Origin of the sequence: Pseudomonas serbica, from assembly GCF_028823535.1 — a bacterium.
Classification (GTDB): domain Bacteria; phylum Pseudomonadota; class Gammaproteobacteria; order Pseudomonadales; family Pseudomonadaceae; genus Aquipseudomonas; species Aquipseudomonas serbica.
In genome coordinates this window covers 121,338-138,814 of sequence record NZ_JAQIYM010000090.1, presented here as the reverse complement: position 1 = coordinate 138,814, position 17,477 = coordinate 121,338, and the positions used below count along the sequence as shown (strand labels likewise).

The 17,477-nt window shown below is 52.1% G+C and carries 20 protein-coding genes; 10 read left to right on the top strand and 10 right to left on the bottom strand.

Translation table 11 applies throughout. The annotated features are described in order from the left end of the window. Nucleotides 1–57 precede the first annotated feature (57 nt). Nucleotides 58–846: an endonuclease gene (locus NQL71_RS30980; RefSeq protein WP_274644656.1), complete on the top strand. Its 789-nt coding sequence runs from the start codon at nucleotides 58–60 to the stop codon at nucleotides 844–846. Nucleotides 847–887: 41 nt separating this feature from the next. Beyond that, the gene (locus tag NQL71_RS30975; protein ID WP_274644655.1) at nucleotides 888–1,406 is read left to right on the top strand and encodes a hypothetical protein; all 519 of its coding nucleotides are present in this window, start codon (nucleotides 888–890) and stop codon (nucleotides 1,404–1,406) included. A gap of 188 nt (nucleotides 1,407–1,594) precedes the next feature. Here the strand turns inward: NQL71_RS30975 and NQL71_RS30970 are convergent, their stop codons facing one another. Then, nucleotides 1,595–3,364, bottom strand: a complete 1,770-nt coding sequence (locus NQL71_RS30970) for a hypothetical protein (protein WP_274644654.1) — start codon at nucleotides 3,362–3,364, stop codon at nucleotides 1,595–1,597. 374 nt (nucleotides 3,365–3,738) lie between these two features. Beyond that, on the bottom strand, nucleotides 3,739–4,410 hold the full coding sequence (locus NQL71_RS30965; RefSeq protein WP_274644653.1) for a hypothetical protein: 672 nt from the start codon (nucleotides 4,408–4,410) through the stop codon (nucleotides 3,739–3,741). Between the two features lie 193 nt (nucleotides 4,411–4,603). Here NQL71_RS30965 and NQL71_RS30960 point away from each other — a divergent pair, with 193 nt between their 5' ends. The 5 genes from NQL71_RS30960 to NQL71_RS30940 all read left to right on the top strand — a co-directional run bounded on the left by NQL71_RS30960 (nucleotide 4,604) and on the right by NQL71_RS30940 (nucleotide 8,925). Beyond that, nucleotides 4,604–5,446 carry a helix-turn-helix domain-containing protein gene (locus NQL71_RS30960; protein WP_274644652.1) on the top strand — a complete coding sequence of 281 codons (843 nt, stop codon included), beginning with the start codon at nucleotides 4,604–4,606 and terminating at the stop codon, nucleotides 5,444–5,446. A gap of 206 nt (nucleotides 5,447–5,652) precedes the next feature. Next, the gene (locus NQL71_RS30955; protein WP_274644651.1) at nucleotides 5,653–6,432 is read left to right on the top strand and encodes a helix-turn-helix domain-containing protein; all 780 of its coding nucleotides are present in this window, start codon (nucleotides 5,653–5,655) and stop codon (nucleotides 6,430–6,432) included. A gap of 35 nt (nucleotides 6,433–6,467) precedes the next feature. Beyond that, nucleotides 6,468–6,899 carry a hypothetical protein gene (locus tag NQL71_RS30950; protein WP_274644650.1) on the top strand — a complete coding sequence of 144 codons (432 nt, stop codon included), beginning with the start codon at nucleotides 6,468–6,470 and terminating at the stop codon, nucleotides 6,897–6,899. A gap of 110 nt (nucleotides 6,900–7,009) precedes the next feature. Beyond that, the gene (locus tag NQL71_RS30945) at nucleotides 7,010–7,894 is read left to right on the top strand and encodes a hypothetical protein (protein WP_274644649.1); all 885 of its coding nucleotides are present in this window, start codon (nucleotides 7,010–7,012) and stop codon (nucleotides 7,892–7,894) included. A 185-nt stretch (nucleotides 7,895–8,079) separates the two neighbouring features. Beyond that, nucleotides 8,080–8,925 (top strand): hypothetical protein, encoded by an 846-nt coding sequence (locus NQL71_RS30940; protein ID WP_274644648.1) that lies wholly within the window; start codon nucleotides 8,080–8,082, stop codon nucleotides 8,923–8,925. Nucleotides 8,926–9,401: 476 nt separating this feature from the next. Here NQL71_RS30940 and NQL71_RS30935 read toward each other — a convergent pair whose 3' ends face one another. The 7 genes from NQL71_RS30935 to NQL71_RS30905 form a co-directional block, all read right to left on the bottom strand. Beyond that, the gene (locus tag NQL71_RS30935; protein WP_274644647.1) at nucleotides 9,402–9,833 is read right to left on the bottom strand and encodes a hypothetical protein; all 432 of its coding nucleotides are present in this window, start codon (nucleotides 9,831–9,833) and stop codon (nucleotides 9,402–9,404) included. Nucleotides 9,834–9,914: 81 nt separating this feature from the next. Then, complete coding sequence (locus tag NQL71_RS30930; protein ID WP_274644646.1) at nucleotides 9,915–10,130, bottom strand: hypothetical protein; 216 nt, start codon at nucleotides 10,128–10,130, stop codon at nucleotides 9,915–9,917. 42 nt (nucleotides 10,131–10,172) lie between these two features. Beyond that, a complete protein-coding gene (locus tag NQL71_RS30925; protein ID WP_274644645.1) occupies nucleotides 10,173–10,637 on the bottom strand; it encodes a hypothetical protein in 465 nt (154 codons plus the stop codon). Further along, complete coding sequence (locus NQL71_RS30920) at nucleotides 10,634–11,260, bottom strand: hypothetical protein (protein WP_274644644.1); 627 nt, start codon at nucleotides 11,258–11,260, stop codon at nucleotides 10,634–10,636. Before NQL71_RS30920 ends, NQL71_RS30925 begins: the two co-directional genes overlap by 4 nt. A gap of 105 nt (nucleotides 11,261–11,365) precedes the next feature. Then, the gene (locus tag NQL71_RS30915; RefSeq protein WP_274644643.1) at nucleotides 11,366–12,325 is read right to left on the bottom strand and encodes a hypothetical protein; all 960 of its coding nucleotides are present in this window, start codon (nucleotides 12,323–12,325) and stop codon (nucleotides 11,366–11,368) included. After that, complete coding sequence (locus tag NQL71_RS30910) at nucleotides 12,322–12,795, bottom strand: hypothetical protein (RefSeq protein WP_274644642.1); 474 nt, start codon at nucleotides 12,793–12,795, stop codon at nucleotides 12,322–12,324. The genes NQL71_RS30915 and NQL71_RS30910 overlap by 4 nt, the downstream gene beginning before the upstream one ends. A 214-nt stretch (nucleotides 12,796–13,009) precedes the next feature. Continuing rightward, nucleotides 13,010–13,441, bottom strand: a complete 432-nt coding sequence (locus NQL71_RS30905; protein ID WP_274644641.1) for a hypothetical protein — start codon at nucleotides 13,439–13,441, stop codon at nucleotides 13,010–13,012. 120 nt (nucleotides 13,442–13,561) lie between these two features. Here NQL71_RS30905 and NQL71_RS30900 point away from each other — a divergent pair, with 120 nt between their 5' ends. Further along, on the top strand, nucleotides 13,562–14,302 hold the full coding sequence (locus tag NQL71_RS30900; RefSeq protein WP_274644640.1) for a hypothetical protein: 741 nt from the start codon (nucleotides 13,562–13,564) through the stop codon (nucleotides 14,300–14,302). A 473-nt stretch (nucleotides 14,303–14,775) separates the two neighbouring features. Then, nucleotides 14,776–15,801 carry an HNH endonuclease gene (locus tag NQL71_RS30895; protein ID WP_274644639.1) on the top strand — a complete coding sequence of 342 codons (1,026 nt, stop codon included), beginning with the start codon at nucleotides 14,776–14,778 and terminating at the stop codon, nucleotides 15,799–15,801. On the opposite strand, the gene NQL71_RS30890 is transcribed toward NQL71_RS30895, so the two are convergent. Next, nucleotides 15,792–16,373, bottom strand: coding sequence for a hypothetical protein (locus NQL71_RS30890; protein ID WP_274644638.1), 582 nt, complete (start codon nucleotides 16,371–16,373; stop codon nucleotides 15,792–15,794). The genes NQL71_RS30895 and NQL71_RS30890 overlap by 10 nt on opposite strands. Before the next feature lie 289 nt (nucleotides 16,374–16,662). Here NQL71_RS30890 and NQL71_RS30885 point away from each other — a divergent pair, with 289 nt between their 5' ends. Next, entirely contained in the window at nucleotides 16,663–17,469 is an 807-nt protein-coding gene (locus NQL71_RS30885; RefSeq protein WP_274644637.1) for a hypothetical protein, read from the top strand. The last annotated feature ends 8 nt before the right edge of the window (nucleotides 17,470–17,477 follow it).

The following is a 17,477-nucleotide window of genomic DNA, read 5'->3' as shown; positions in this document are numbered from 1 at the left end:
TTACTTACCATGTTCTCTCCGTTTTCGGTGTAGCGCTTGGCTGTGTGGGGATATCCCATGGCTGATTCCAACAACCGATACAGCGCTATTATGCTTGAAATCTTCACACCCATTATTTCTGGTGCTCTTACGATTGATCAAATCTCTGGTGCAGTTGGTTTTGAGTTCCCCAGGAGCGCAATCATAGCTGCAGCAAACAAACTTAAATTAACACTTCCAAAGAATGCTGGGGACGTCGTTTACGCTTTCAGGTATCGCGAAGAACTACCGGACGCTATCCTCTATTTGGCGCCAGCCGGTGAAATGTGGATTCTTATGGGGGCGGGACGCTCGAAGTATCGAGCAAGGCTCATCGATTATATTTGCATCACTCCAAGCAAGACACTGACGCCAATAAAAATACCGGATGCAACCCCGCCAAACATCCGTGCCCATGCCGGTAGTGATGAGCAGCAGCTTCTTTCACGTGTGCGGGACAATCAGCTGGTGGGGCTTTTTGTAGGAATTAAGCTCTGGTCACACCAAAATCACCTGCGAACGACGGTTAAATCCATGGGTCAGATCGAGATCGATGAGATTTACCTTGGTATCGATAAATATGGTGTTGAGTATGTAGTTCCCGTGCAAGCCAAGCGGAATAAGGACAAACACGGGATTGTTCAGACGTTGCAGGATATCGCGTACTGCAAGGAGAAGTTCCCAAACCATGTATGCATCCCTGTCTCAGTGCACTTCATTGAGGAAGGGGGCATCATAGCGATGTTCAAGCTTGCGGAGGACGTAGAAAAAATGTCCATCAAGCTGATCGAAGAGCTCCACTACACCCTCAATTCAACCTGGGAGTGATCTATTCGTTTTTTGCCATATATTGTCAACTGGAGGCACACATGGCTTCGCGATACGTCAGCATCAGTCTTGACTTGCTCGAACTGATTAATAGGTTTTTGGGTGTGCCGACTAGCCAGGCAGCGAGTGTTGATGAGCAGTCTGAACTCAAAATCAAGAATGGGCTGCAGCAGTTGCGTGACGCTCTCGCCCGCGAATGTGAGGTCATCTATTCGACAGAGACCGGCACGCTTGTGCTTCTACCACTTCCAGATCGCTTCCGGTCTATAGGTCTTCAAAGCGCCAACCTCTACACGGCTGAGCAGATGCGTGATTACGCCCTTGGCAATGCCAGCCGCATCGCAGCCCTGCACACCAGCATCATTCGCCGGCAGCTTGAACACGTTCGACGTGTTAAAGAGGATGCCTTCGAAGCGCTGACTGCGATTTCTGAAATCGAAGACAAGCTCAATGGTGGCGATTGGGATGAGATTGAAGAAGCCCGAGGTATCGCTAATGCCGCCCTATCAGCTTGTGAGACGTATGCTGAGGTTTTGCCAGCAAATCCATTGCTTTGCTGATCATGCTGCCTCAGCGCCATTCCAAGGCTACAGGGCTGCCATTCGGCGGGTTGTCTGTAAAGGTAACCTTATTTGTTCTATATTGAGCCTCCCGAGATCCCCATCAGGGAATGTGGTTATCAGTTATCCGCTGAGCCCCACAGGAAAATGCCGCCCTAATCAGGCGGCATTTTTTTATCGCGGGAGCGTTATAGGAACGCATTCATCATGCTTTCCATTGGCTTGGCGAGCTTGGCCTGCGGGGCACTTACCTCCTTCAATGGTTCCAGCTTGTATTTCTCAGCGATACGGGCATAACCGGCTTTCGCATCAGCGATGACACCTGCAGGTGCCACGCCCTGGTATTTGGCCACGTGCTCAGAGAATGTGTTGGTAATTTCCTCACCAAGCTTGATGGTGTACTCAGACTCACGCTCGAAGCCAAAGTGAATAGAGCCAAGCACGTCATGCCAGAGGGCTTTCGCGGCTGGCTGCTCCAGACCAATTCTCCCGCTGCCTGATAGCACACCAGGGTTGTAGCTACCGTCCTTGGCCATGAAATTTTTTTCCATCAGGAATCGGACGACGTCTGGCACCTCTTTTGGCGTCTTGTTTTGCATCGCAACCGGGTCTATCTGGCTGATCACGATATCGAGCGCCATGGCCGTTCGGTGCCAACTGTCCTTGATAGCCACGAGGCGACGTGGCCGAATGTAGTCGTTGTAGATGTCGGCATTACCATTGAGGCGCATGTAGTCGACAACGGCGGTCAGATCAGCAGCCACTTCGACCAGGCTGTAGTTATACCGCCCCCTACTCGAGGACTGGTTATGGAGGGCCTGGTCTTTAACCTCATCCTTATCGTCAATTTCCGGGAAAAAGAAGCAGTGGCCTGCCTCGTGTGATTTCACCATGAAATCGGCGTATTTCTTGTCCGTGATGGTTGGGTCATCATCATGGAACTCGTAAAAATTACCGTCGACACTGACATCTGCTATCGGCTTGTGCTGCACCAGGCACACCGCTTCATCGGAGAGGATCCCTTTATCCACTTGCGTGGAGAAGCCACTGCGATTCGACTGGCTCAGAGAGTCGAAGCTCTCTTTCATCGATTTGGCCGATTCGACATTCATGTAGTGATGCAAGAGCTGGGTGCTGTCGAACTCCCCGTAATTGACGATCTTGTGTTTCTCAAATTTACCGCTACCAATAGACGTCTCAATTGTTGGCCTGGCGGACAGATCGACGTAGGCAACATTTTCCGCTTTCTGAACGAGGTTCGCGCCCCATAGTCCGGCCATGGCCATTACGCCAATGGCTGCAGTTGTGGCGGCGAGTTTCAGCCCGTTAGCCAGGAATTTTTTCAACGGATTGGATTTGAGCGCTGCGGTGTCTACGTTCTCAGGGGCCTCATTAATCATGGTCAACAGATCGCGACTTTCATCCGGGTACTGATCAACCCACTGAGACGACACGATCTCATTCTTGATCGAGGCCAGAGGATCAGTCGGCGCAACACTTGCAACGATGGTTTGCAGGGAGGTGTTGTAGAGACCCAGCTCATTGACATCCCTTGAGGCCCTTGCCGTCATCTCAGACAGCGCCTGCGGTGCGAACTCGTCGCTCAGCAAAGAGTACAGATCTTGTGAGTACAGGCTTTTGATATCGTCTTTGACGCTGGTGCACATCGAGCGATACAGCGGTGCGTTCCCGGTCATCAACGAACTGGTGAGCAGCAGCCCCTTGCTCTTGATGCTGAGACACGACGAAAATGCCTGGTCGGAGCCAAGCCCGTCCGGATTGGTGAGGTCAAGTTCAGCCCAGAACCCTGAGAGCTCCTGCCCTTGGCTCGCATCATTCAGGCCATTAAGCGTGGGCTGATAGCCCTCGGCATCGACAATTCGTTCTAGCTCGACAAACTGGGCTTGATAACCCGTGATGGCCTGAGAGATACCCTGACGAATGCGTTCAGAAGACATGTGAATTCCTTGTCATTTCTTCTTATTGTTACATAAGCGATTTGACCAAGCACAGGCCACGCAGCGGCCCTTGGAAATGGTTGAATGAAATAATTCTGGAGTGACATCAGCTGACGCCAATGCATATACATAAGGGTGACAATCTGGCGCCTTACGCTACCGGCTCTAGCGCCTTATCATTAAAGGCAGTTGATAGAAGAAGATAAGCCCCGCTGTCGCGACGTAGCAGTGAGGCTCTTGGAGCTATGAATGGGGTCGCACAACGTACAAGCGTTGCCATTCGAGCGGGGATTGGGTCTTTTGGGCTCAAACTGTGCTTTCAGGGCAGCCTGACACAGCTGGCGCCGCTCCGACGTTGAACATCGATCAGCTGGTTAAGGCTCCGGGAAGCATTCGTCAGCTTCATCAGGCTCATCGTCCCACACAGGCTCCGTCGTGAGAGCCTCCATGTTCGCCTGCATGTATGTCGCCAGGGCTCCGAAATCTTCCAGGGCTTGTCGCAGCCCTTCCCGCCCGCACTGGCTAAGCTCGATGATATCGTCTTGTGACACGGGCTTCAGGCATATTGGTTCCCCCAGCATGCGTCCTGTCCAATTCTGAATAAGACTTGCCATGGAGTGAACACCGTTGGCATCGAGCAAAAGTTCGTTCTCATGGCTCCAAAGGCCGCTATGGAGCGTGAGGCCATCGCGAGTCGTGATCAGCATTAGCCTGGCATCCGGAAACGCCTGAGACAGCGCCAGGGTTAAGTCGTGCTTGGCCTGATTACCGCCGTATTTCAATGCGAGCCTCAACACCTGGCCATAACGCTCAGGATCGGTGTCCATGATGTCGTAGAGCACATCACTGTCTTCCAGCGGATACCAAAATGGCTTAATACTCCAATTCATGAACTGACGCCCGAAGTCCAGTGCCGCATCGATGCTTGGTGCGATTGGATTGCTGGTGCTGGAAATCGCCTCACTGATTGAGGTTAGGTTTTTGCTGGCGCCATCCAGAAGCTGCTTGAACTCAAATCTGTCTTTGCCGTCGATTACGTTGGTCATGAGAATCCCCCTGCCCCAGTCTATTGGTTGCCGGTAGTAGCGGGCAACCAGGTCGTTCATTGTGACCTTGGTTGACCAGGTTGACGGAGAGTGCCGCCTGCGCGTTCCGAATTAGTGGCCATTTTTATGCTTAATTGTACAGAAGGCAATTCTTCATTTACACTAATGCCACTGTAAACTGGAATATTTAAAGATGGAATTAAAACCCTACATAGCTAATGAACTTACAAGAATCGAAGCGCTTAAGGAACTAATTGGCGAAGAAGATCCTGGTGATTTTGCGGCTAAATTCAATCTAACATACGAAGGGATTGCAAAATATTTGTCAGGCGCATTGCCGCTTACAAAAAAATCGGGCAGGATTTTAACGACTCGATTAAACCTGCCGTATGATTATTTTGAGTTGGCTCGACCAGGCACAACAAACAAATACAACTCTACTCAAAGCACTGATGAATTAATCCCGGTTACCCAGGTCACAAAAAAGTGGGCGAAGCCGAGAGTATTTAGACGACCAAAGCGTGAAAAAGAGGTCGTTGTTGATATCTCATCGGATAACATATCGGAATACATACTCAACAGCTTGCTATCAGGCCGTCACCAGATCGGAAGACGTCTTAAAGACGAACGCATTCGTTTAGGCTTTGCAATAAGCAGGTTCTCAAGCCTTATGTCAGTCGATGGTAAAACTCAGCTTCGATATGAATCAGGCGCAGAAGACATACCCGCAGAGTACTTGAGACTTGCGGAATTAAGTCATAAAGTTGATGTTCTTTATGTTTTATCGGCAAAAAGGCAAGTCATATTAACGTCGCATCAGGAGTTAATTGGAGCGAGATTAAAGATCGAGCGCCTGAGATGTAAAATGTCAGAATATGAATTCGCTGACGCCCTGTCCACTTCACTATCAACGCAGATACTTTATGAGTCTGGTGCGGAAAGTATTCCATCCAGATATTTGAGTCTTGCGGCACTTATTTTGAATGTGGATGTTGTTTACATACTTACTTCAAACAGAATATATCGTGGGCAGTGAATCTAAAAGTTATTATTAGTTATGTTTTGTTTTGACAAAACCTCTTTTCGATCAAGCTGATAATACCAATTCTGAAGCTGGAGTGCCTGGCCTGTTGTACGAATCAGGTTGGCGCTCGTCGCAAAAGTGACAAAAATGGTTATCAATCCCGTCACAATCGCCAATTCTTGCTCTATAATATGGACATTAATTTGCGGATATGGCCCATGCGGACACCATCATACAAGGCTGATGAATTATCTCGAGCTACAGTTCTTAATGAGTTGATTGGCAATCGCAATATTTGTGCTTTTGCAAGTAAGTTCGGACTTACATCCACTGGATTAATTAATTACCTGTATGGCGGTGCGAAATTAACGAAACAATCAGGTAAAGTTCTTGCGGTTAGGCTAAAACTCCCGGTCGATTATTTTGAAGTCGTAAAACCTGGAAGCAAAAACAGATTTAATTCCCCGTATGGGCATTATGACGAAGATGAGGACGCTGCTTTGACAGGCGGATCAGCCCCTCACCGCCTTGCTAAGAACTTTTCTGAACCTGAATCTGACATATTGAATACTCATCCGGTTCTGATAGGTAAAAGACTACGTGAGGAGCGGATGCGCCTTGGTATATCCGTAAATCATTTTACCTATGTCATGGCGATTAATGGATCCACACAGACTATGTTTGAGGAAGGATTGAAAATCATTACTGCTGAATATCTAATCCTCGCACAAGCAAGATTTCATATCGACGTAAATTACATTTTAACCGCAGAGCGGCGTGTCAGTGAAGACAATCACAAAAAGCAAATCGGCGAGAGATTAAAAGAAGAAAGGATCAGGATGAATATTTCACAAGAAGACTTTTCAGGTGTATTGGCGACACCAATTGAAACGCAAATACTCTATGAATCAGGCGTTGAAAGTATTCCTGTGCAGTATTTAAGCTTGGCGGCATTTAAGTTTGATATTAATGTTTATTACATTCTCTCAGGAAAGTGATTAATTGTTAAATTACTCTATCAATGGAATTTGTGATGGACAACTTAAAAGAAGATCTTTCACAACTTGCTCAGATTGTTACTGAAGCTAGAGATCACTTTCTGCAAATTCTTGAGGCCTCGGTTGAGCATCAAAACACCAAAGGCACATGCTTATTCGCGGTGGTTTTCTGCGGCACACTGATCAATCGATTCACTGGCTTCACAGCAATCATTCGCGGGGGCGATGGATCCGACGATGGTGGGCTGTTCATCGGTGACAAGGGCTACGGCCATTACTGGATCGATATTGACGTTCAGAGTCAAACCTACATCGTCGACATCACAGGCGATCAATTTGGTTTGGAGCCGGTCATCGTTTCGGCTGCTGACGCCCTGACCCCCAAGTATGTGCCAGGGTGCCAAACCACAGTGGATCGCCACGTTGAAGAGATGCACCTGAGCTTTACCCAGACCTGTGTCGGTTAACATCCGGTGCGAAGCCTAGGGTGCCGGTGCCGGCGCCTGGCCATGGGGAACAATTGCTGGCGCCGATACGGATACTTCATACTGGGAAAAACTCAACGTAAGGTGAGCGTATGCAGCAGCGTTTTTACCATGGCTCGCCAAAACACTTCCCTATTGGCTTTAGACTGGCACCACAAGCAGACGGGTACGCTCAACGAGATGAGGCCTCTGACCTGGAGAAGTTGTTTGAATCCAGACGGCCAGCAGGCAAGACTGCCCGTACGAAGAGCGTTTTCTTGGTAGCTGACCCTGACCTTATCGATGCAGCCGGTGGTTACACCGACGCAGTGTATCTTGTCGAGCCAAAGTCCACACCTGAGCAATCAGACCTTTGCTGGTATTCCGAAGCGTATGCTGAGATGGAAAGCGAACCGCACTCCATGGCCCGCGTGCTGGAATGCATTGACCAATACTGGTCGGGTGAGCCCTTCCCGGTATCCGAGCGGCGGTGCACTGAATACCGCGTCACCGCAGCCATCGTTCTGGAGCTCGCCGAGCTCAATGTGGACTTCGAGGATCTGGAGCAGCTCCCAGCGGCGCCAGCCGACTATTCCAGGTGGCCGGATCTGCTTCCTGATGCGCAGGCTATCGCCGAGTACATCTCATCCAAGACGCCCTATGAGATCTGTGAGGAGCAAATCGAAGAGCAGTACTTTGGCAGCGCCGCCCGGCTCCAATGGATTGCCCTGTCTTCGATTTCGCTCGAAAAACAGGAACATCATGAGATTGATCCGAAGCGGCAAGCCAAATGCGAAAAACGCAACGTAGCGACGATGCCACCTTTCCTGGTTGAGGATGGCGTCATGCAGGACGGTCATCACAGGATTCGCACGCTGCTGGCCAAAGGCATAACCCATCACTGGGTCTACGTGACGGAAGACGCTCCAGATTCAGCGCTGGCCCCCGCTTGCGCAAGCCGTTGGGATCGGCTCTATGACGGCTATGAGCCAAGCTGATCAAGACCTTCAGCAATCTGTGGAAGTCATGCAGAACACGCATTGCGATTATAATAAATTGCCAAAATCCTTATACAACATTGTAATTACGAGCCATAATCACTCCGTCGAAACCATGATTCTTGGCTGCGCAGCCAGTTCTCGCGCAGCAATTAAACCGAAGAAAGCATACGGCGGAGCCATTGATGCTGATCTACACCAATCACCTGACCCTCGAACCCGAAGACGGCGCCAACAGCGTACTGACCCTGCTGGCCGAGTGGCTATCCTGGAAAACTAAAGAACCCATCAATATCGCGATGCTGCTTTCTGACATTACGGAGCGCACATACCGCGAGCAAGGTGTACTGCAAACAAGCCACTGCCCCACTGCTAAAGGTGCATTTGGCTTCAAGGCTGACTATTCTCACGTGGATTCCAGGATCCCCACGCGCCGATGGACGACCGAGATCGAACTCCATCAGGCAGAGCACGACCATTGCGTTGAATGCACCGTCTCTGTCAGCGTGGTCGATCAAATGCGGGTGAAAGGCAGCAAGCCCATGTCATCACGGCCACGGCTTCTCGTCGACATCGTAGAAAAATGCCGACCGGTTGGGTCAACCCCAGGGTTGTTCGCAAAAGACCTGACACTCGCCACCTGCGAGAAATTTCTCACTGAGGTCAATCGGATCGGGCGGCAAACGCCTATCGTGGTCTTCAGTTGCAAAGCAGACGGCCAGCCGATCATTGAATCAGATAGATTGCGTGAGCAGTTGCTGGGCCTGGCAGAGATTTATTTCATTCCGCCCCATGCGGACGTCAGTGATCTGGCCACTGCTATCGGTACGCGGATGATGGCCGATGAAGGCGCCGCACGCATTCTGTATCCGATTAGCGACTCGAGCATTCCTAGCCTGTATGTCCTGCCATACAACCGGGATGGAAGTGATCGCACCAGGCGTGAGATGGAAGATTTCATTTGCCAGAAGCTCATGCGCCGGAACGCCGCCAGCAAAACGGCGTTGATGGACTGCGAAGATTCGGCGTGATCCAGGTGTTGGCTTGCCGGCTCGTGTGGCCGGCAATTATCAATCGCCGGCTTCACACAAAAACTTGCACCGGGAATAGCCCGCGTGGCAATCGGTTACGACCTCGAAGTCGTGCAACCTTCGTAGCCCAAAAGTGACGTGCCTGACCTCGAGGTGAGGCGCTTTTCTCGTAGATAGCAGAGATCAGAGACGTGGGCATGTTCGATGCCTTGGCGCCGTACTCAACCTCCGCGTAAAAACATAAAACGGCATCTTTGTTCAAACGTAAGTGTTTCGGGGCTGCTTGATCAACGCCACAGGCCGAGCACGTAGCAGCTCTGCACGTAACCGCTCGCGATTGACCACGAAACTCGATGACGTTATCGAACGATATTTCTGTCAGTGAGCCCTGTTCGCAGATTGGGCATTGATCTTGGTTCACAGGGGTTTCTCCTTTACCGCAATCAGGCACGGTCGCCATAGTCGTGACAGCGTGTTTAGTCATCCAGATCGATCATGCCAACGGGTGTGAACACGTTGTTAATTTGTCCACTTAGTTCCCCTTCGAGGTCGCCAAGAAAGCAGATTTTCGAGTATTCCGGGGTTTCCTCCAAGAGTGCGATGATTTTGTCCTTGAGCGGAGTTTTGCCCAACTTCATCTCCTGAACCACGATGGCACCGTTGTTACCCATAGGCAGGTTCTTGAGAGACTCATAGGCTGCTCGCCCTACCAATGTCATTGCTATTCCTTCTGGTCTAAGTTCGCCACCAGACCAACTGCAGTAAAAAATCCGACCCTTGTACTCGATTTCAAAGACGAAGAATCCCATGGCCTGACCTGGCTCCGTGGGGAATGACTCTTTGATTTCGAGTTCCGTCTCCATCGAAATTGTGGAGCCTATGATGAGCTTTGCGTTGATATCCGACATTGATCCGATCCATATTTTACTGGTTTTTGCGTGGAATGAGCTTAGCACGTCACCCAGGCTAGCTGGTGCTCCTGGAGGCTTTCAGCCAAATTTACAGGTGAATGGTCGGAGCTTGCACACATCCAGTTTGTAGCCCTGGTGAGCCGTCACGTACGCATCGAGAATCCTCTTCTCGAACTTCGGGTACGTGGCCACCAAAGCCTTGAACCGTTCCGAGCGGTACGGCACGCAAGCAAGCCCGTCTTCCTTGTCCTGCTTTCCCGCCACCCTCGCCTCGTCTTTCCATTGTTCGTTCATGCTCACCTCTCGTTGTCGTTGGAATGGCCTGTTTGGTCAAAATCACTGCACTCGGTCGGCCCCGGCGAGCGCACTGGACATATCCGGAACGAACTTGACATGGGGCCTTTGCAGCCAGCGCTCCATGACCGGGTATTTGATCGGATCAATCTCTAGGCCATTGAGCACGATGTACACGTCAACCCCTGCCGATGCAGCCATGTGCACTTCAATGAACACCCCGGATGGGCTGAGCTGCTCGCCGGCGAGGTCGATGACCAGGCGTTCGGATTGAGCAATCTCCTTCTCCAGTCGCTGCCATAGCTCACTCATGACCCAAAGGTCTGAGATGTGATCAGCGTCCCTGCCGCCGAAGCGGTCAATCCACGTCGAGGTGATTAGATAGCCGTGCTGTTCACGAAGCTGGCGCCAGGCAGCTGGTTTAGCCGGGTCACCCGACCAGCTGGCAAAGTAAGTACCGGCCCGATCAGGCTTGTGCTCTTGATCTGTGCAGGAGGCCAGCTTCATTCCGGCCTGACTTCCACAGGCATCCCCGCAGCCATACTGCGGAATCTGCGATAGGTGTAGAGGATCTGTTGAGTTTCAGGATCGGTACACAGGGCAATCATTTCATCCAGGTTGTGCTCTTCCAGGGTTTGTACCCAACGACCAGCATAGGGGCCTGTCTTGACCTCCCCCTTCACTTCGACGGATTGGCTACTGATCTCCAGACGGATGTGCTCAGTCTCAAGTACGGCGGTCTCGGGAATACGGCCATGTTTTTGAAGCAAGGCGACCGTTCGGTCGAAGTGGCGACGGCGCTTAGCCTCATACAGCTTTGCATGGATCTTGCCCTGGGAGCCTTCGAGCTTGTACTCCATCAGCGCGATCATACCGACACCGATAGCGAGTGGCACCGGCGCCACCATGAAGGCGATGCTGATGGGAAATTCGATGTACGGAAGCTCGATCAGGGATCGGCCCAGGTCAACCGCCTTACCCATCTGGCGAACGACTGACCCAACCGCCGCGTCTTTTGCGTCCAAAGCTGCGTCTCGCACCGAAGCCTTGGTGCTGTCGACCGTGTAAGCCACGTTCTTCTGGACACGTTCAGCGGCGTCCTTGAGTTTGTCTAACGGGTTGAACGCCATTACCCTGCCCCCTGTGGATCGCAGAACATCTTCAAAAGTAACATTTAACCTAAATTGCCGGGCCATTGTGGCGGTTTCCGGCAATACGCTCTTCAACCGATGGGCTCAGGCCTCAGTACAAAGGCAATCAATCATATGATGCGTGTTGCTTACCTCTTGGGTCAGGTCTTTGAGCGCCCCTCCCATTGTTAACAACCCTTGCACGAGGCCCAGAGAGAAGCAATGACCTTCCAGTGGATAACGATCTAATTTAGACAGCATCATCTTGCACACTTCACTGGCGAAGTAGATACCCGACAAATCAGTGCCTTCCGGCTCAGGGACTCCAACCTGGGCAATGGTGTGTGCGGCCAGGCGTTTATAGGTGTCCCACAACGCTTCAACGCGACCACTTTCAGAGATATTTGGGCCTTCTACCAGGAACTCGTCAAATGACAGGGGCCTGTTGTGGTGGCGCAACACGCCGACGCAAAACCCGATCATTCGGTAAACCCTGGCATCGGTCTTTGGGTACCACTGCAGAGAACTGCCTTTGGCGCAGATGGCCAAAATGTCTTCAGTGGTGCACCCTTTCACCTGAGTGTCACTTTCGGGGATGGTCTTGATGAGGCGCTCAATCTTCTTGAAGTAGGCTGCCGGGGTCGTCTCACGGCTCTCCCCTACTGCCATGCACTCCAGTGGGCCTGACGGCTCTTTCGGACGACGTACCGGCACTGCCGCGTAGTCTTCGTCGATGAAGGCGATGTTGGCCATCGGGTAAAGCTTGATAGCGTTTGACGGCATGCGGGCGACAAACATGTCCCGATCATGGCTGGTGCTGTCGGCCTGCAGGGCGATAGGCTCAACCGTGCCGTGCAGGTGAATCTTCACGTTCATCAGCGCCGGCGTGTTGCGGGCATCCATCACCTCCGGCTGAACCTCTACGTCGAAGAGATTTGCCAGGGGAAATTTGCGGACGGTATCGTCCTCCCGGTACACGCAGTAGCAGCCATTCTTGATATAGGCGTTCTTTGCGTGAATTGTCACGCGCTGGGAGCCTGCTTTCAGACGGATCAACACTTTCATTTCGTTTGCCCTGGTTTTTCTAGTCTGGTTGGGGTGATAACCACTCTGATCGGGGTCTCATCGATCTCGAAATCCATGGGCTTAGCTGGCGTCCCACTCACGGTTTTGAGGGTCGACAGAAGCAACCGGTCAGGACTCATCCCCTTCGAGTTGATCCACTTGGTTTTTACGTCCAGGACAACGCGCCCGTTAGGCCACACACGGGGCGTTACCACAACGCTGTAATGGGCAGGGGTCGACTCTACAAAGTAGGCCGGCTCCCCTACCTTAACCACCTGTGTGAGGCTATGGAGCTTCTTACCCGATTGGTAAATGTCAGCTTTGACCTCGACCAATGAGCCAGCAATGGCCTTCATCGCTTCGACCTTGGCGTTCATGGCTGGGTCGTGCACCGCAGGAGGTGGTTCAATCGGCGCCGTGCTGCAGCCGGCCAGCGCCAACAGGGCAATATATGAAATATGTTTGAGCATGCACTCATCCTTTACTGACTGGGTCAGGTGGTAAATTTACCCACTGCTGATCGACCTACGTTCAGCATGAGTTGGCATGTCGAACGCAACCACGGAGGCATTATTCAACGCCGGCACGAACAATATCATGATGGCTATCAGCATGACCACCGGACGAAAACTGCGCCCGCCATTATTTCAATGGGTGACCATTTCAGATCACCCATACGCTGAATTATGCGCTCAGTTCTTCTTTAAGCTCATTGACCCGCAACTCTAGGCTTGCCAGCATGTCAGGGACACCTCTGATGAATGGTCGATCTTTATACATCAGGAGGTAGTTCTCCATCACCTGCTTGATCTTGGTGATCTTTTCCTCGGTCGAGAGCACCTTTTCAAAGTCATGAGGCTGGTAGCCGTCCCTCGAGTTGGCCATGAAGACATGGGCCCAGTCCTGGGTGTATTCGCACCACGGACAAACCCAGCCATCGGCGGTCGCAATCAGGACGCCGGTGTCTCCGCCCTCTTCTCCGTGATGACCGTCCCCACGTTCGGCGCAAGTAAATGGGTGCATGTGCATCCCAAACGCGGTACCGGTCTGATATTCGTTAAGACCTCGCACCTGGGCGGCGGTGAACGGTGCTTGTATTCTCTCGAGGGTTGGCATGAACGGGATCCTTCTCTAGTTTGCTTAAAACCACTGGATTTGCAGGGTACAACGAATAGAATAGCTTCTCCAGACCAACATACGCTCTGCCCTCAGAGGATCGAGATGTCCGGCTTTCGCATGCTCACAGTAAAGCGTATCAAGGGCACCGTTCAGGTTGGATTTACCGATCTGGCCACAACGTACGACCCGGTGGCCCAAGTGTTATGGCTGCGTACGGTGCACGCTTCCTACCAGATCGATGGATGTCCAATGCAGTTTGAACAGGAGACTGAAGAGTTCCTGAGAAATGCTGGCGCCGATGTACTGCTGGCCATGGCCACCATCTCCTTGCCTGGACAGCAGCTCATTCAATGGGTTTGCTCGGCCTGCACATCGCAGGAGCGCAATGATTTTGACTACAACCTTGAGCTGATCGCCCAGGTGCTGGCGCGGGCTAGGGCCATTGAAGTGTGCAATGAGAAACTCAAGTTCGTGTACACGGTGCGTAAGCCTAACCCTGACGCCCTGACGTTGATCATGGCGCTGCGCTCCGACGTGTATCGCACCTTCGGCCTGCAGGCCGGCTTGCTGGTGACCAATGCCTTGGTTGCGGCGATCAAACGCGAACGGCAGCTTGCGGTCTACGTGCTCAATCCCCCGGTGCCCGACGGCTTTGACCGTGCAGCCCTACGCCCAGCTGCCAAGTTCGACAGCCACTATGACGCTGACGCTCTCCGTATCTTCTGTCAGTACGTACTAAAAATGAGTACGGATGAAATCAAAGCCAGCCTTAATCTGATCAAGTCCGTAAGCGAACATTATCGGCACCTGGAGCTTCCGGCCTCTAATAGCCAACCTCAGTCAAAGGGCCAACCATGAAACAGTCCAAACGCAATTTTGCTCATTGAAGCCAGGTCATAGCATCGCCTGGGGATCCATCGGGGTTATCAGAAAGAAGGCCATTCGCAAGCTCGTCGGTGATGCGTGGTTCGTCTTTCGCTGCGTCGACGTTCCCCGTACAGAATTCATCAGGCTGTCGAAGAACCCGTTGGACATGTGACTGGCTAAGCCGCCACTAACAAGGTTTGTTCAGCCCCAGCGGATCGACTTGACACACAGCTGACGGTTTTGAGATTGTAGGTTTCTCGGCGGGGAATGCTGGAGCAGTACCGGAACCTCGCGACGGCCCATGGGCACATACTGCAGAAGAAATCGAAACACCGAGAGCCGCCTCATGAGGGCGGTTTTTTATTGCCTGCGTACCCCATCCTTGTCCGCTCATGTCAGCTTCCCTTTCGCATCCGGCGATTGGCCGCTATTCTCACAGGCCACTCAATCACAGGTACACGCCCATGGCGATTTCCGACAAATCCGCCATAACGCCCAAAAAACTCGAGCGAATTTATGACGTCGTCGCGGCAGCTGGTATCGATGTCAGTGCCTGGCACAAAGGCAGCGGCGAGTATTCGACTAATCCGAACTTCTGCTACCGCTGGGCCTTTGTTGGGGACAAAACTGCGCTGCTCTGCTTGTGGGTGCATGCCATTGAATGGGTGGACGGCGGCTGGGTGTGTGAAGGGAATGCACGGGAAGATCAAATAGCGCGTGCGGCTGCTGGCGCCGACCACTGGGATTCAGCCGTACGTAATCGCACGAAACGCTGGGCCAATAGCGCTCAACAGATGGAGGAAGTCCTGAAGGACGCCTACCGGAATAAGCTGGAAGTCCGAGTCTGCATCGTGGCGACCCGCGCCAGAGCAACCGAATTCGAAGCGGCCACTGCAGATTTCCGGGCCCTCGATCCAATGCCTTGGAATCTGACGTACGACATGATGACCGGGAATTACGTCGTTCGCCGCAGTGCGGAGCCGCACACAACTGAGCAGCAGGAAGATATTCAGGCGTCAGAAGCTCCTCTGGCCACCTCAGACGACGAAGTAGCCATCGATCCACCCCATGAGTCGATTGAAGCGCCAGCGCTGCCAGAGATCACTGCGACGTCCTATGGCGTTGGCGTCGTAGATCAGTTCGTCATCGATGAAAATCAGCGCGACCCTGTCCTCGTGGAGCGCTATGAGCGCGAGCGGTCTGCCGTGGTTCGGCAGCTTGTCATGGCAAGGTCTAACGGATGCTGCGAGTGGTGCGGCCAGCCGGGCTTCAAAAAACACGATGGCCAGATCTATCTGGAGAGCCACCACGTGGTGCCGCTCTACCAGGACGGAGATGACACCATCGAAAATGTGATCGCCCTATGTCCCAACGATCACCGGATGGCACACTTCGGTGAGCACCGCGACGACCTGGCCATCGAGATGCTAATCCGGGTGGAAGAACGCCTTAACGCGGCTTGCTTGCAGGGCAATGCTAGTCAGGGTTGAAAATCATCGTCGGCATCCACGCTTTTTGGTTTTCGCACTGCTACCGCTTCGGCACCGATGCTTTTGCTCTTAGGCGTTGATGAAAATCCAGAAGTCAGCGCATCGGTGAGTATCTGTAGCGAGCTGTCCCTACCCTTGTAAGGCGCTAAATGCGAGTAGTCAACCAACCGGGAAGTATCTGGATTGCGATCACTGAAAATTTCCGGCTGCTCGGGTTCCCTGGCTAAAACGATAAGGTCAACATCGGCGGCCAAGCTTTTGCCGTCGACCGTTCCGTGATTAAGGGCTTCTAGCGCAAAATCCCTCCACGCTTCGTATTCAGCTTCATCCTGAAGCGTCGAGTCAATTGGTATAACCAGGGCTCGGCGCTTTGTTGGATCGGTACTATCGCTCAGGTACGGCCTCCAGCCATCGGTATCCTTCCGATGACTGAGCTCACTAGCACTTCTCATTACGTCAAATTTCAGAATATCCCCATAAATATTCTCGTCCCCATATACCTTTGGGAGAACGTCAAATAAAACACCAAAATGGGGGCCGTACTCGTCGTGGCTTTTAATTAAAAATCTCATTTCTGCTCCGTCGGAAGACTTCTTTAAGCACTGAGTGTTTTTTTACTTTATACGGGGCCTGGTGAGCCACACAAGCGACCCCCAGGCGTCATCGACGCCAGTCAGTAGCTGGATCAGATACCGGTAAGCAACCTAGTCCTCTTCGAGGAGGTGACGATTTCTCTCTTTGCATGCCTTCAGCAGGCCATGCCCATACTGCTGACTACAGTCGCCCAAGCCATTCTTTTCCGGTTCTGGCACCTGGTATAGTGACAATACTGCTGTGTGAATTGAAGCTCGGGAGCTAAGCATGTCTTATACGAAAATCATCGCTAAACAAAACGGTGAAAGAGCAAGAATTGTCGTTACTGACTACGCGATGCCAGGCTTCCCAACCAGCATCGGCGTTGACGTCTTTAAGCAACACACGGACGGCGTAAATTGGGTTATTTGCACACAAGATCCAGATGCTGCAAAAGCAGCCAAGGCCATGAGCGTTGCCGACTATGTTAAACATGGCCGTCACCCCATGTTCAGTGAAGTGACCCACGCCGATTTGCTGAAGGCTCAGTCTGAGGCCAAGCGCTTCGGTTACAACAATCCTCTCATAGAAACAACCCTTCACATCACGCATCCCGATGGTACCGAGGCTACGATTCCTGTCATCGTCCACACGGGGGATGGCCGGCTGGAAGACCCAGCGACTGAGAGCTATCTGCGCAGCCCTGAGTCAGTAGAGAAAAAGGAACGCGAGAAAGGTTTATACCGCGTCAAGGTAGAAGGTACCTGGACAGTCGCCGAGTTCCATCCTGCCGAGACCCATCGTCCAGAACGCTGGTTATGGGCCGGTGGATTGATTTACAGCGAGGAGCTTGACGAGATCTCTGATGAGCGCATTCCAATGCCTGACGATCTTCAGGAACTGGAGATGGTCTCGCACACCTCCAAAAAAGCGGTAGTTATGCATCTCAACATCGGTGAAAAACAGTACAGGGTAGAGACCACAACCTGGCAGCAGTGCCGTGTGGTGGATTTACCTGAGCTGCAGCAATTTCTAGCACGCCCGGAGCCAAAGCAAGAAAAGGATGCTTCCGAGAGCTTTAACGGCCCATCTTGATGGCCTAA